This is a genomic window from Pseudomonas sp. TE12234, from assembly GCF_054061835.1.
Genome location: NZ_JBSSEP010000001.1, coordinates 1 through 13,403 on the forward strand (window position 1 = coordinate 1; position 13,403 = coordinate 13,403).

Sequence of the window (13,403 nt, forward strand, 5' to 3'; positions counted from 1 at the left end):
ATTATTTTCAGAAGTTTTCAAGGAATCCTTAACAACTTCAACCACTTGCGCTTTCGATCTCTCGTCAGCGGGAGGCGAATTCTACAGCGTTACTCACTGCTGTCAACACCTCTTTTTCAACTTCCTTCGCGCTTCGATGACCTGAAGCAACCTGCTGCCGAAAACTTCATAACTCATTGTTTATCAAGGAGTTTTCCGTTTCGACTGCGCCGGAAGTGGGGCGAATTATAGGCCTCCAGAATCTGCCGTCAAGCACTGATTTGGTTTTTATATCAATTACTTACGGAAGGGAGGAAACAGCCCGCTCCTCCCCCGTAGCAAGGGGGAGTCAAACCAGCGCTCTATATAGAAGGAAGCCCTAGAGCACTCCAGACTCTTTAAAGGCCGCCACTACACCAGCATCCAGCCCCAACACCCGCTGCAGAACCTCCGACGTATGCTCTCCCAGCAGCGGAGGCGCATAACGGTACTCCACGGGCGTCTCGGACAATCGAATAGGGCTCGCTACTTGCGGCACCATCCCGGCCAATACATGCGGCAACTCAATCGCCAACCCACGCGCCTTGACCTGAGGGTCCGCAAACATCTGCGCAAGATCATTGATAGGCCCACACGGAACCCCCGCCTGCTCCAGTTGTGCCACCCACTCAGCAGTGGTCTTGAACACCGTCGCTTGACGAATCAGTGGAATTAGCACTGCGCGGTTAGCCACCCGCAACTTATTGGTAGCAAATCGCGGATCATCTGCCCATTGCGGCTGACCAGCCACCTCGGCGAATTTGCGGAACTGCCCATCATTACCTACGGTCAGGATGAAATCGCCATCCGCCGTAGGAAAATCCTGATAAGGCACGATGTTCGGATGAGCGTTACCCAAGCGCTTCGGCGCATTGCCTGTGGTCAGGTAGTTCATCGCCTGGTTAGCCAGGCAGGCCACCTGAACATCCAGCAGCGCCATATCAATATGCTGACCGCCGCCATCATGATCCCGGTGCGCAAGCGCCGCCAGGATCGCCACCGTCGAATAAAGCCCGGTCAGAATGTCCGTCAGCGCCACGCCGACCTTTACCGGCCCCGCGCCTTCTTCCCCTTCCGGTCGACCCGTCAGACTCATTAGCCCGCCAAGCCCTTGGATCATGAAGTCATAACCCGCGCGCTTGGCATAAGGTCCGGTCTGACCGAACCCGGTGATCGAGCAATAAATCAGGTCTGGATTGATCGCCTTCAGCGACGCATAGTCCAGCCCATAAGCCGCCAGTCCACCGACCTTGAAGTTCTCGATCAGGATGTCCGATTTGGCCGCCAACTCACGCACCAGCTTCTGCCCCTCCGGACGCGTGAAGTCGATGGTGACTGACTGCTTGTTGCGATTGGCCGACAAATAATAGGCGGCCTCGCTGGTGTTCTCGCCATAGGCGTCCTTTAAGAACGGCGGCCCCCAGGCGCGCGTATCATCGCCATTGCCCGGACGCTCGACCTTGATCACCTCAGCGCCAAGGTCCGCAAGAATCTGACCGGCCCATGGCCCGGCCAGCACCCGCGATAAATCCAGTACCCGTAGATGCGAAAGCGCGCCCATCGCCGTTCTCCTATTAATAGAACGCCTGGATGCCGGTTTGCGCACGACCAAGGATCAGCGCGTGGACGTCATGCGTACCTTCATAGGTATTCACCACCTCCAGGTTGACCAGGTGGCGCGCGACCCCGAACTCATCGGAGATACCGTTGCCGCCGAGCATATCGCGGGCCATGCGAGCGATGTCCAAAGATTTGCCGCAGGAGTTGCGCTTCATCATCGAAGTGATTTCGACTGCCGCCGTTCCTTCATCTTTCATGCGACCCAGACGCAGGCAACCTTGCAGCGCCATGGTGATTTCGGTCTGCATGTCGGCCAGTTTCTTCTGGATCAATTGAGTGGCAGCCAATGGACGACCGAACTGCTGACGATCCAGGGTGTATTGGCGAGCGGTGTGCCAGCAGAATTCTGCCGCACCCAACGCGCCCCAGGAAATGCCGTAGCGAGCCGAGTTCAGGCAGGTGAAAGGACCTTTCAAGCCACGGACATCCGGGAAAATGTTCTCTTCCGGCACGAATACGTTATCCATGACGATTTCGCCGGTGATCGATGCACGCAGGCCGACCTTGCCATGAATCGCCGGGGCACTCAGACCTTTCCAGCCTTTCTCCAGAACGAAGCCGCGGATATCACCCGCATCGTCTTTGCCCCAGACGACAAACACGTCCGCGATCGGGCTGTTGGTGATCCACATCTTGTTACCGGTCAGGCTGTAGCCGCCTTCCACTTTGCGAGCACGAGTAATCATCGCACCTGGGTCAGAACCGTGGTTTGGCTCGGTCAGGCCGAAGCAGCCGATCCACTCACCCGAGGCCAGTTTCGGCAAGTATTTCTGCTTTTGTGCTTCTGTGCCGAATTCGTTGATCGGCACCATCACCAGTGAAGACTGCACACTCATCATCGAACGGTAACCGGAGTCAACGCGCTCAACTTCACGGGCAATCAGACCGTAGCTGACATAGTTCAGACCACTGCCGCCGTATTGTTCAGGGATGGTTGCACCCAACAAACCCACTTCGCCCATTTCGCGGAAGATCGCCGGGTCGGTCTTTTCATGACGGAAAGCTTCGAGAACGCGTGGTGCGAGGCTCTGCTGAGCGAACTGCGCAGCGGTGTCGCGAATCATGCGCTCTTCTTCGGTGAGCTGTTGATCCAGCAGCAGGGGATCGATCCAGTTGAAGCTAGCTTTACCGGCCATGAGTGTGTCCTCTCGAAACAGGTCAAATAACGTGGACTGATGCTAGGCCGGCTTCGGCCTCCCGGCAAACGAGGATTTTGCATACTGTTGTGCTAATTTCTCACTCCGAAACGTCGCGAAATGCCAATAATGCGATGTATTAGTGAGGTTGACGTACATGCGCAGAAAGATACCCAGCACCACCGCCCTGATCAGCTTTGAAGCAGCAGCGCGCCACGAGAGCTTTACCAAGGCAGCACAGGAGCTTTCGCTGACACAGGGCGCGATTTGCCGTCAGATCGCCAGCCTCGAGGACTTCCTCGGCGTAGAACTGTTCCGACGTTCGCGACGCGGGGTCAAACTGACCGAGGCCGGACTTTCCTATAGCCGCCGGGTCGCCACTCAACTGGATGCCGTGGAACGCGATACCTTATCCGTGATGGGCCAGCAGGGTGCCAACGTGATCGAGTTGGCCGTAGTTCCGACCTTCGGCACCCAATGGCTGCTGCCCCGACTCAAGGACTTCCAGCAAAAACACCCGGAAGTGACGGTCAACCTGACCAACCGCACACGCCCTTTTCTCTTTGCCGACACCGACTTCGACGCCGCGATCTATTTCGGCGATGCGGACTGGTCAGGTACAGAATCCCACCGCCTGATGGGCGAACATCCGCTGCCGGTGTGCAGCCCCGGCCTACTGGGAAAAAAGACCGTTCTGACCGCCGCTGAAATCGCCGAATTACCCCTGCTGCAGCAAACCACCCGCCCTTATGCCTGGCGACAGTGGTTCGACTCCCAACACCTGAATGTCCCGCGCGACATGACAGGACCTCGGTACGAGCTATTCTCCATGCTGGCTCAAGCAGCCATGCATGACATGGGGATCGCCTTGATACCACCGTTTCTGATTCAGCGTGAGTTGGCCGAAAAACGCCTGGTCATCGCCAACGCCCAGGCACTCTCCAGCATCAAGGCCTATTACCTGATGATTCCTGAGCGAAAGGTCGAATCGGCGTCATTAAGGGCTTTTCGGGATTGGCTGGTGAATCAGGCACATAGCTACAGCTTAGAGAAATAAAGGCCTACAGCCATTAGCTGACCCCGTAGTCAGCAAAATAAAAACCCTACAGATATAAGTATTTGTCGCATTTTTGCAGACTGTAGCCAAAAGTAGTACAGACGTCCTACAAGCGCCTGAAGACGTGGCTTTGAGGTGTTATTTGAAAGCGATGCCGCATCATTCATATGGCCGATGCAAAAATTGTTGAAAAGCCACCAAAATCCCTGAAAGGCACGGGCTACAAGGGATTAACCCGGTTAGTTGCGACATTCGGTCACGGGGTGACTTGTAGTTAATTTTCCGTCACCCGTCATAATCCCTTGAAGGGCACAAAGTTCGCCTGCAAAATGCCGCGCCCCGCCCTGATTTAGCGGGATCGTGCTGATCGGCCGCCCCAGCCGCACCATCCGTAGTGCATGGGTTTACTCAATAAGATCACGCAGGAGATTTGACGTGCACATTGGTGTTCCTCTCGAAACCCAGACGGGTGAAACACGGGTTGCTGCAACCCCGGAAACCATCAAGAAACTGATCGGCCAGGGTCATAAGGTCACTGTGCAAAGCGGCGCCGGTATTAATGCCAGTGTTGTCGACAGTGCTTATGCAGCGGCAGGCGCAACCATTGGCAGCGCCAACGATGCCTTTGGTGCAGAGCTGATTCTTAAAGTGGTCGCCCCCAGCGACAGCGAGCTGGCGCTGATCAAGCGCGGCACCGTTGTGGTGGGCATGCTCAACCCGTTCAGCAATGAAACCATCGCCAAGATGGCTGAATGCGGCATCACCGCGTTCGCGCTGGAGGCTGCACCACGTACCTCCCGTGCTCAAAGCCTGGATGTGCTGTCCTCGCAAGCCAACATCGCCGGTTACAAAGCCGTGTTGCTGGCCGCTCATTACTATCCGCGCTTCATGCCGATGCTGATGACCGCTGCTGGTACCGTGAAAGCCGCTCGCGTGCTGATCCTCGGTGCCGGTGTGGCCGGTTTGCAGGCCATTGCCACGGCCAAGCGCCTGGGTGCAGTGATCGAAGCGTCCGATGTGCGTCCTGCGGTTAAAGAGCAGATCGAATCCCTCGGCGCCAAGTTCGTCGACGTGCCCTACGAGACCGATGAAGAGCGTGAATGCGCCGTCGGTGTCGGCGGTTACGCGCGCCCCATGCCGGCCAGCTGGATGCAACGCCAGGCCGTGGCCGTGCACGAGCGCGCCAAGCAGGCAGACATCGTCATTACCACCGCGCTGATTCCGGGCCGCAAGGCGCCGACGCTGTTGAGCGCGGAAACCGTGGCGCAGATGAAGCCGGGCTCGGTGGTCATTGACCTCGCGGCCGCCCAGGGCGGCAACTGCCCGCTGACCGTGCCCGACCAGGTGGTCGTCGCAAACGGCGTGACCATCGTCGGCCCGACCAACCTGGCCGGCGCGGTCTCGGCGGACGCTTCGGCGCTGTACGCCCGCAACCTGCTGGACTTCCTGAAACTGGTGTTCACTAAGGAAGGCCAGTTCGACATCAACCTTGAAGACGATATCGTCGCCGCGTGCCTGATGTGCCGCGATGGCCAGATCGTGCGCAAGAACGGCTGAGGATAAAAACAATGGAAGACATGCTGATCTCTCACGGTATCTACAACCTGATCATCTTCGTGCTGGCCATCTACGTCGGCTACCACGTGGTCTGGAACGTGACACCTGCGCTGCACACCCCGCTGATGGCCGTGACCAACGCGATCTCCGCCATCGTCATTGTCGGCGCCATGCTCGCCGCCGCCCTCACCGTCACCCCACTGGGCAAGACCATGGGCACCCTGGCCGTGGCGCTGGCGGCGGTCAACGTGTTTGGTGGCTTCCTGGTCACCCGGCGCATGCTGGAAATGTTCAAGAAGAAAGCGGCTCCAGCAAAGGCTCCGGCAGCCAAGGCCGAAGCAGTCAAGGCCGAGGTGCAACAAGCATGAGCATGAACCTGGTTACCTCCCTGTATTTGATCGCCTCGGTCTGCTTCATCCAGGCGCTCAAGGGGCTCTCGCACCCAACCACGTCGCGTCGCGGCAACCTGTTCGGCATGCTCGGCATGGGCCTGGCGGTCCTCACCACGGTCGGCCTGATCTACAAGCTCGGTGCCGAACTGGCCCATGACGGTATCGTCTACGTGATCGTCGGCCTGCTGATCGGCGGTACCGCCGGTTCGATCATGGCCAAACGCGTTGAAATGACCAAAATGCCGGAACTGGTCGCCTTCATGCACAGCATGATCGGCCTGGCCGCGGTGTTCATCGCCATTGCGGCTGTCGTCGAGCCGCAGTCCCTGGGCATCGTCCAGCATCTGGGCGACGAAATCCCGACCGGTAATCGCCTGGAACTGTTCCTCGGCGCGGCTATCGGTGCAATCACCTTCTCCGGTTCGGTGATCGCTTTCGGCAAACTGTCGGGCAAGTACAAGTTCCGTCTGTTCCAGGGCGCGCCGGTACAGTTCAGCGGTCAGCACAAACTGAACCTGCTGCTGGGCCTGGCCACACTGGCGCTGGGCGTGACCTTCATGCTGACCGGCAACCTCAGCGCCTTCGCCTTGATGCTGGCCCTGGCGTTCGTCATGGGCGTGCTGATCATCATCCCCATCGGCGGCGCCGACATGCCGGTGGTGGTGTCGATGCTCAACAGCTACTCCGGCTGGGCCGCAGCGGGTATCGGCTTCTCGCTGAACAACTCGATGCTGATCATCGCCGGCTCCCTGGTGGGCTCCTCCGGTGCGATCCTCTCGTACATCATGTGCAAGGCGATGAACCGCTCCTTCTTTAATGTACTGCTCGGCGGTTTCGGCAATACAGCCGACGCCGGTCCCGCAGGCGCCAAGGAAGCCCGTCCGGTGAAATCCGGTTCGGCTGACGACGCGACCTTCCTGCTGACCAACGCCGACACCGTGATCATCGTTCCTGGCTACGGCCTGGCGGTGGCCCGTGCTCAGCATGCATTGAAGGAACTGACCGAGAAGCTGACCCATCGCGGCGTAACCGTGAAATATGCGATCCACCCGGTGGCCGGTCGTATGCCGGGCCACATGAACGTGTTGCTGGCCGAGGCCGAAGTGCCTTACGACCAGGTGTTCGAGATGGAAGACATCAACTCCGAGTTCGGCCAGGCCGACGTGGTGTTGGTGTTGGGCGCCAACGACGTGGTCAACCCGGCGGCGAAGAACGATCCGAAATCGCCGATTGCCGGCATGCCGATTCTCGAAGCGTTCAAGGCCAAGACCATCATCGTCAACAAGCGCTCGATGGCCAGCGGCTATGCCGGCCTGGACAACGAACTGTTCTATCTGGACAAAACCATGATGGTGTTCGGCGACGCTAAAAAGGTCATTGAAGACATGGTCAAGGCTGTCGAGTAAACCTCCCCGGCAACGCAAACGCCCCGACTCGTCGGGGCGTTTTTGTTTGCGCAAATCGTCGAAAAAATCGAAGCTTTGTTACCGATCCGGTAACGGTGTTTTGTCTGAAAGCCCCGGAATAGACAGCTCTTTTGCGACCTTGGTAGCGGGACGCAGGCCTTCGAAATTCACTAGACTGCACATCCTGCTACCCGTTGCCCGAGATAACAATCCATGTACCGTGACCGTATTCGCCTGCCTTCGTTGTTGGATAAAGTGATGAGCGCTTCCGAGGCTGCCGCTCTGATTCAGGACGGCATGACCGTCGGCATGAGCGGCTTCACCCGCGCCGGCGAAGCCAAGGCTGTACCCCATGCACTGGCCGAACGAGCAAAGGTCACGCCGCTGAAGATCAGCCTGATGACCGGTGCCAGCCTGGGCAACGATCTGGACAAACAGCTGACCGAAGCCGGCGTATTGTCGCGGCGCATGCCGTTTCAGGTGGACAGCACGCTGCGCAAGGCGATTAACGCCGGTGAGGTAATGTTCATCGACCAACACCTTTCGGAAACCGTCGAACAACTGCGCAACCAGCAGCTGAAACTGCCGGACATCGCCGTGATCGAGGCGGTGGCGATCACTGAACAAGGGCATATCGTGCCGACCACCTCGGTGGGCAACTCGGCCAGCTTCGCAATTTTCGCCAAACACGTGATCGTCGAGATCAACATGGCGCACAACCCGAACCTTGAAGGCCTGCACGACATATATATCCCGACGTATCGTCCGACCCGCACGCCGATACCGCTGGTCAAGGTCGATGACCGAATTGGCAACACCGCCATCCCGATCCCGCCGGAAAAGATCGTCGCGATCGTGATCACCAATCAGTCCGACTCGCCATCCACCGTGCTGCCGCCGGACGCCGACACCCAAGCCATCGCCGACCACCTGATCGGCTTCTTCAAGCAGGAAGTCGATGCCGGGCGCATGACCAACAAGCTAGGCCCGCTACAGGCGGGTATCGGCACCATCGCCAACTCGGTGATGTGTGGCCTGATCGATTCGCCCTTCGAAGACCTGACGATGTACTCCGAAGTGCTGCAGGACTCGACGTTCGACCTGATCGATGCCGGCAAATTGAGCTTCGCCTCAGGCAGCTCGATCACCCTGTCGAGCCGTCGCAACGCCGATGTCTTCGGCAACCTTGAACGCTACAAGGACAAACTGGTACTGCGTCCGCAGGAGATCTCCAACCACCCTGAAGTGGTGCGTCGCCTCGGCATCATCGGAATCAACACCGCGCTCGAGTTCGACATTTATGGCAACGTCAACTCAACCCATGTCTGCGGCACACGAATGATGAATGGCATTGGCGGCTCGGGTGACTTCGCGCGCAACGCGCACCTGGCCATCTTCGTAACCAAGTCGATTGCCAAGGGCGGCGCGATTTCCAGCGTGGTGCCGATGGTCAGCCACGTTGACCATACCGAGCATGATGTCGACATCCTTGTCACCGAAGTCGGCCTGGCAGATCTGCGCGGCCTGGCGCCTCGGGAACGCGCTCGCGTGATCATTGATAATTGTGTGCATCCGGACTATCGCCAGGCACTCAACGACTACTTCTGCGCCGCTTGCGCCCTCGGCGGTCATACGCCACACATCCTGCGCGATGCACTGAGCTGGCACATCAACCTGGAAGAAACCGGGAAAATGCTCGGGGTGTAATTGGTACAGATGGCAGCTGGCGGAAACACAATTTCGTCAGCTAGCTATCTTCCAGCAATATCCTTTCAAAAACTGTACTGCTGTACCGGTCATTTCCTACGGCATTTGCCTACACCCCTAAGAGAAATCGGCAAAAATGCACCTAATTAGTGCAGGCAAGTACAGTTACCTCAATTTCGACCAGTACACCCCCTATAAACAGTTAACTGAGCCCTCACAATACAGGTGAACTGTATCTACAGAGACTAGGCAAACAAGAGGATCATGGGCACCAGTTAAACCACTACCTAATCCCGCCACAAGCGGAAGGATGACCACCATGGAACGTACACTCAGTTCCGATCTGTTCTTCGACAACACTGCTGAAAAAACCCAGGCTTCCATGCCTCTGCGCGTTATCGCCAACCTGATGCTGTGGCAGCGCCGCATCTCCAGCCGCCATCAACTGGCTCGTCTGGATTCGCGTCTGCTGGCTGATGCCGGTATTAGCGAAGCACAACGCTACGAAGAGCTGAGCAAGCCGTTCTGGCGCTAAGTTAGCGTCGCTGGCTCTGACCTTAAGGTCCACCGCCAGCAACCCGAATTGAACAAACAAAACCCGTCGTGGGAAACCGCGACGGGTTTTGTCGTTTCAGGCCATTCAACGGGTCAAAAAATAGATAATGTTGCAGACAAGTACAGTTTTCTATCAATAGAATAAGACCAGTACAGTATGCCTGGTAACACCTCCCACCCGAACAGACGGCACTGTTCGAATGTCTATACACGGGCCTAATATCAAAACCAGCAGGTGACAAACGAGTGTCTTGCAATTGAATGTCCAGACACCGCGCCACCTTTTAATGCATTTATCCAAAGGAGTTTCACCATGTCCCGTCTCCGTCTGCTCAGCGCCGCAGCCCTGTTTGCCGTGGCTGCCAATGCCCATGCCTCCAGCTTCATCGCAACCACCGATGCTGTCGTCAACGCGCTCAAGGCCACGTCCGATGCGACCACCGATGTCGTTTCGTCGTCGTTCAAGGATCACAAGATCATCCTCGCTGCCCGTGACGACGCGGCGAGCTTTGTTGCCACTGACGGCGCGATCCGCGGCGTAAAACTGGAAAGTGCACTCGACTACATCCGCCATCAGGCGCCACAACTGAACGCAACCGACGCTCAACTGGCGCAAGCGATTCTGACCATCTAAAGCGACTGACCTTGGAGCGGGACACGCCAGTCGTGTCCCAATGTTGCGACGCTGGCTCTAAACCGGGGCTTGCGCTAGCCTTGGGACTCACTTGCAACTGTCGAGTCTCATGCGCTTTCATTCACAACTGTTGATCTCTACGGTATTTTTCGCGGCCATCCACTCTGGTTCGGCCCACGCTTTCGATGCCTTCAACCTCTCTACACAAGGCGCTGTCGCCAGTGGTTACGCCACAAGCATGGTGACCTCGGCGCCCTTCGACCATAAACTGCTGCTCGCCGCCCAGGATGACGCTGCGGCATTCATCGCCAGTGACGGCCAATTGAGAGGCGCACAGCTGGAATCGGCCCTGAATTATCTGCGCCGAACCCAGCCAAAACTTCATGCCAGCGACCTTGAACTGGCACAGGCAATTCTCGTCCAATAGCTATCCCAAGTTTCTCCGGAGTCGTTCCATGCGTAACCCGCTGATTGCCGCCACCCTTGGCCTGTTGCTGCTCGCCGACGTGGCCCAGGCCCATACCCTGGTTGCCACCAGTAACATGCTGATTCGTGCCACCCAGCGCACACTTGATTTCACATCCGATACCACCACCTCCATCCGTGATTCGAAAATCGTCCGCGAAGCCCAGGACGACGCCGCCAGTTTCGTTGCCAGCAACGGCGACATTCGTGGAGCACATCTGGAAGCAGCCTTGGATATGTTGCGCACCCGCGTACCGGAAGCCCGCGACGCCAGTGACCAGGTTCTGGCCGAAGCCATTCTCGCGCTGTGAGGCTTCCAGCTGCCTGGCTGTGGGCCGGGGCACTATTACTGTTCGGCAACGCCGCCCATGCCGGCCTTGAACTACACCTCAAGACCGACGGCCTGAGTCCCGCCGAACAGCAAGCCAGCCAAGCCTTGCTCGATGAAGCCATGCAGGCGCTGCCGCCGCGCTTCATCGAGCAACTCGACCGGCATATCGACGTCAGCTGGACCGACGACATGCCCGCCAACGCCTACGGCGAGGCGTCACTGGTGTCGGAACTCGCCTTGAATCGCAACCTGTTGGCAGGCCTCACTGACGGCAGTGCCGCAACCAAGAAAACCTATCGCCCCCATGGCACCGTACGCCGGGAGATGCTGGCGACGGTGCTGCACGAACTGACCCACATTTATGACCGTTCACGCCTGTGGTCAACGACGGAACGCAAACTGATTCAGCGCTGCTCCCGGCACCAAAACAGCTCGGGACTGATTGGTATCCCGGACGAATGTCGTGGCCAGTCCGATCGCCGCTTTACCCTCAGTGACGACCCGCGCCTGCTCGACCTCGCCGGATGGCAGCAATACGTTGGCCGTCGCGGTGAACGCGAGCAGCACAACCGCCAGATCGCCCGCAGTCCGGATATTTACGAGACAACCAGCCCCAAGGAGTTCGTCGCGGTCAACATGGAGTACTTTCTCCTTGACCCGAGCTATGCCTGTCGCCGCCCATCGCTGTACCGCTACTACAAAGAGCACTTCAACTGGGCGCCCGCCGCCAAGGATACTTGCAGCAAAACTTTTGCGTTCCTGAATGCCGGTAACGACTTCGCCAAAACACCTCTGGGGCAGGTAGATCCGGAGCGGGTTTACGCCGTCGACTATCTCCTGGCGGAGGCCAACCAGAACTGGGTCAGCCGCTGGGGCCACAGCATGTTGCGGCTGGTGATCTGTGCACCGGGCCGGCCGCGCGGGCCGGATTGTCGACTGGACCTGGATCAGCACCTGGTACTGTCCTACCGCGCCTTCGTCGGCGACGTTCAACTGTCGAGTTGGGACGGCTTGGTGGGCAAATACCCGTCACGTCTGTTTGTCCTGCCTTTGGCTCAAGTGATCGACGAATACACCAAGACCGAATTGCGCAGCCTGGCCTCGGTGCCGCTGAACCTGTCGCGCCGCGAGATTGAAGATGTGGTGGAACGTGCCGCCGAGATGCACTGGAGCTACGACGGTAACTACTTCTTCCTTTCAAATAACTGTGCTGTGGAGGAGTTGAAGTTACTGCGTGGCGGCACAAACAATCCCAAGTTGGTTGCTCTGGACAACATCATGCCAAACGGTCTGCTGGAAGTGCTCAAAGGGCGCGGACTGGCGGATACCAGCGTGCTGGACGACCCTCGGGAAGCACTGCGTTTGGGCTATCGCTTCGACTCCTTCCGCGATCGTTATCAAGCCATGTTTGACGTGTTGAAAAAACACTTGCCGATCAAACAGGAAAAAGTAGAAGACTGGCTCGACTTGAAAGCCGAAGAGCGCCGCAAATGGTTCGAACAGGCTGATTTGCGTACGAGCGCAGCGTTGCTCCTGTTGGAACAAGCCAGCTTTCGCCGCCAGTTGTTGTTGGCCCAGGACGAGGTCAAACAGCGTTACCTGGGTGCTCGAGAATTGAAAAACGGTGGAATGGACAAGGCGAACGAAACACTGAGGCAGATTCTCGATAACAGCGGCTTTCTCAGCCGTCCGGCAGAACTGCTCGGCAGCGGCGGATATGGCTTGCCACAACCCAGTGAGTCGCAACATCTGGAATCGGAAAGCAGCCAGCGACAGAAACAACTGCTGGCACTGTCCGGCGATCTGGATAAGGAAGTCAGAGCACTGCTTGAACCGAGTCGCGCAGCCGAAATGGCGGCCAATGAAGCCAACGTGAAACAGATTGGTGAGCACTTGCGCAAGTTGCACAAGGCAGCGGGTGGCCTGGAGTTACCTTAATTCCATAACCTGTGGGAATGAGCCCGCTCGCTCCCACAGGTTCAGGATATTCGACCTTCAACCTGCTGGCTTTTCAGTACAGAACCCCCTGCAAAACCTCATAGACAATTCCCGTTCCCACAGCGATCAGCACAACATCCGCGCCAGCACGTCGCCATTCGTAACCGGGGTAATACGGCAAGTGGCTCAGCGCCCGGTTATCCAGGCGCTCGCCGTAATAACCTCGGGGCAGCGGCCGTCCACGCACCACAATGACACCCGGTGGCGGCGGTGCGCCTCGCACGAAGTAGCCGTGATTATCGTGAATGGTCTGGCGCACCGGTCCGAAGTCCCGCGGTGGAGGGCCACCCCAATGGTTGTCATGGTCGCGATGATCATCGCCATGATAGTCACCACGGTTATCGTAATGACCGTGATCATCGTGTTGATCTGCACTGGCCGGCAACAATGGGGTAGCACTGAGCATCAGAACGCCCAGGCTGGCAATCAGACGCTTCGACATGTTCATCGGTTTTTTCCTCACGGCACACGCAGCAAAAAGGGCTTCAGAACGAGGTCCTGAAGCCCTGGGTCTTGCTCATTAGTCT

13 protein-coding genes are annotated in these 13,403 nt (G+C 57.8%); 10 read left to right on the forward strand and 3 right to left on the reverse strand.

What is annotated here, in order from left to right:
- Window positions 1–358: 358 nt before the first annotated feature.
- Both ACVWYU_RS00005 and ACVWYU_RS00010 read right to left on the reverse strand, forming a co-directional pair.
- The gene (locus ACVWYU_RS00005; protein WP_390957991.1) at window positions 359–1,579 is read right to left on the reverse strand and encodes a CaiB/BaiF CoA transferase family protein; all 1,221 of its coding nucleotides are present in this window, start codon (window positions 1,577–1,579) and stop codon (window positions 359–361) included.
- Window positions 1,580–1,592: 13 nt separating this feature from the next.
- Window positions 1,593–2,774 (reverse strand): acyl-CoA dehydrogenase, encoded by a 1,182-nt coding sequence (locus tag ACVWYU_RS00010; protein ID WP_090327225.1) that lies wholly within the window; start codon window positions 2,772–2,774, stop codon window positions 1,593–1,595.
- A gap of 157 nt (window positions 2,775–2,931) precedes the next feature.
- Here ACVWYU_RS00010 and ACVWYU_RS00015 point away from each other — a divergent pair, with 157 nt between their 5' ends.
- The 10 genes from ACVWYU_RS00015 to ACVWYU_RS00060 all read left to right on the forward strand — a co-directional run bounded on the left by ACVWYU_RS00015 (window position 2,932) and on the right by ACVWYU_RS00060 (window position 12,816).
- Window positions 2,932–3,831, forward strand: a complete 900-nt coding sequence (locus ACVWYU_RS00015; RefSeq protein ID WP_090327222.1) for a LysR family transcriptional regulator — start codon at window positions 2,932–2,934, stop codon at window positions 3,829–3,831.
- A 435-nt stretch (window positions 3,832–4,266) separates the two neighbouring features.
- Complete coding sequence (locus ACVWYU_RS00020; protein ID WP_457371608.1) at window positions 4,267–5,388, forward strand: Re/Si-specific NAD(P)(+) transhydrogenase subunit alpha; 1,122 nt, start codon at window positions 4,267–4,269, stop codon at window positions 5,386–5,388.
- 11 nt (window positions 5,389–5,399) lie between these two features.
- Window positions 5,400–5,756: an NAD(P) transhydrogenase subunit alpha gene (locus ACVWYU_RS00025; protein WP_007992881.1), complete on the forward strand. Its 357-nt coding sequence runs from the start codon at window positions 5,400–5,402 to the stop codon at window positions 5,754–5,756.
- Complete coding sequence (locus ACVWYU_RS00030) at window positions 5,753–7,186, forward strand: NAD(P)(+) transhydrogenase (Re/Si-specific) subunit beta (RefSeq protein WP_090320549.1); 1,434 nt, start codon at window positions 5,753–5,755, stop codon at window positions 7,184–7,186. The genes ACVWYU_RS00025 and ACVWYU_RS00030 overlap by 4 nt, the downstream gene beginning before the upstream one ends.
- Window positions 7,187–7,399: 213 nt before the next feature.
- Window positions 7,400–8,893, forward strand: a complete 1,494-nt coding sequence (locus ACVWYU_RS00035; protein WP_457371609.1) for an acetyl-CoA hydrolase/transferase family protein — start codon at window positions 7,400–7,402, stop codon at window positions 8,891–8,893.
- 319 nt (window positions 8,894–9,212) lie between these two features.
- Window positions 9,213–9,428, forward strand: a complete 216-nt coding sequence (locus tag ACVWYU_RS00040) for a DUF1127 domain-containing protein (RefSeq protein WP_090327215.1) — start codon at window positions 9,213–9,215, stop codon at window positions 9,426–9,428.
- 333 nt (window positions 9,429–9,761) lie between these two features.
- Entirely contained in the window at window positions 9,762–10,082 is a 321-nt protein-coding gene (locus tag ACVWYU_RS00045) for a DUF2388 domain-containing protein (RefSeq protein ID WP_090327213.1), read from the forward strand.
- A gap of 109 nt (window positions 10,083–10,191) precedes the next feature.
- On the forward strand, window positions 10,192–10,509 hold the full coding sequence (locus ACVWYU_RS00050; RefSeq protein WP_457371610.1) for a DUF2388 domain-containing protein: 318 nt from the start codon (window positions 10,192–10,194) through the stop codon (window positions 10,507–10,509).
- A gap of 28 nt (window positions 10,510–10,537) precedes the next feature.
- Window positions 10,538–10,858, forward strand: coding sequence for a DUF2388 domain-containing protein (locus ACVWYU_RS00055; RefSeq protein ID WP_090327208.1), 321 nt, complete (start codon window positions 10,538–10,540; stop codon window positions 10,856–10,858).
- The gene (locus ACVWYU_RS00060) at window positions 10,855–12,816 is read left to right on the forward strand and encodes a DUF7844 domain-containing protein (protein WP_457371611.1); all 1,962 of its coding nucleotides are present in this window, start codon (window positions 10,855–10,857) and stop codon (window positions 12,814–12,816) included. The genes ACVWYU_RS00055 and ACVWYU_RS00060 overlap by 4 nt, the downstream gene beginning before the upstream one ends.
- 73 nt (window positions 12,817–12,889) lie before the next feature.
- Here the strand turns inward: ACVWYU_RS00060 and ACVWYU_RS00065 are convergent, their stop codons facing one another.
- Window positions 12,890–13,324, reverse strand: coding sequence for an anti-virulence regulator CigR family protein (locus ACVWYU_RS00065; RefSeq protein WP_090327201.1), 435 nt, complete (start codon window positions 13,322–13,324; stop codon window positions 12,890–12,892).
- Between the last annotated feature and the right edge of the window lie 79 nt (window positions 13,325–13,403).

Bases quoted from the DNA above. Each gene is read 5' to 3' on its own strand.
- ACVWYU_RS00055 (WP_090327208.1), top strand. From the start codon at position 10,538: ATGCGTAACCCGCTGATTGCCGCCACCCTTGGCCTGTTGCTGCTCGCC.
- ACVWYU_RS00030 (WP_090320549.1), top strand. From the start codon at position 5,753: ATGAGCATGAACCTGGTTACCTCCCTGTATTTGATCGCCTCGGTCTGC.
- ACVWYU_RS00040 (WP_090327215.1), top strand. From the start codon at position 9,213: ATGGAACGTACACTCAGTTCCGATCTGTTCTTCGACAACACTGCTGAA.
- ACVWYU_RS00005 (WP_390957991.1), bottom strand. From the start codon at position 1,579: ATGGGCGCGCTTTCGCATCTACGGGTACTGGATTTATCGCGGGTGCTG.
- ACVWYU_RS00015 (WP_090327222.1), top strand. From the start codon at position 2,932: ATGCGCAGAAAGATACCCAGCACCACCGCCCTGATCAGCTTTGAAGCA.
- ACVWYU_RS00010 (WP_090327225.1), bottom strand. From the start codon at position 2,774: ATGGCCGGTAAAGCTAGCTTCAACTGGATCGATCCCCTGCTGCTGGAT.
- ACVWYU_RS00050 (WP_457371610.1), top strand. From the start codon at position 10,192: ATGCGCTTTCATTCACAACTGTTGATCTCTACGGTATTTTTCGCGGCC.
- ACVWYU_RS00035 (WP_457371609.1), top strand. From the start codon at position 7,400: ATGTACCGTGACCGTATTCGCCTGCCTTCGTTGTTGGATAAAGTGATG.
- ACVWYU_RS00045 (WP_090327213.1), top strand. From the start codon at position 9,762: ATGTCCCGTCTCCGTCTGCTCAGCGCCGCAGCCCTGTTTGCCGTGGCT.
- ACVWYU_RS00065 (WP_090327201.1), bottom strand. From the start codon at position 13,324: ATGAACATGTCGAAGCGTCTGATTGCCAGCCTGGGCGTTCTGATGCTC.
- ACVWYU_RS00025 (WP_007992881.1), top strand. From the start codon at position 5,400: ATGGAAGACATGCTGATCTCTCACGGTATCTACAACCTGATCATCTTC.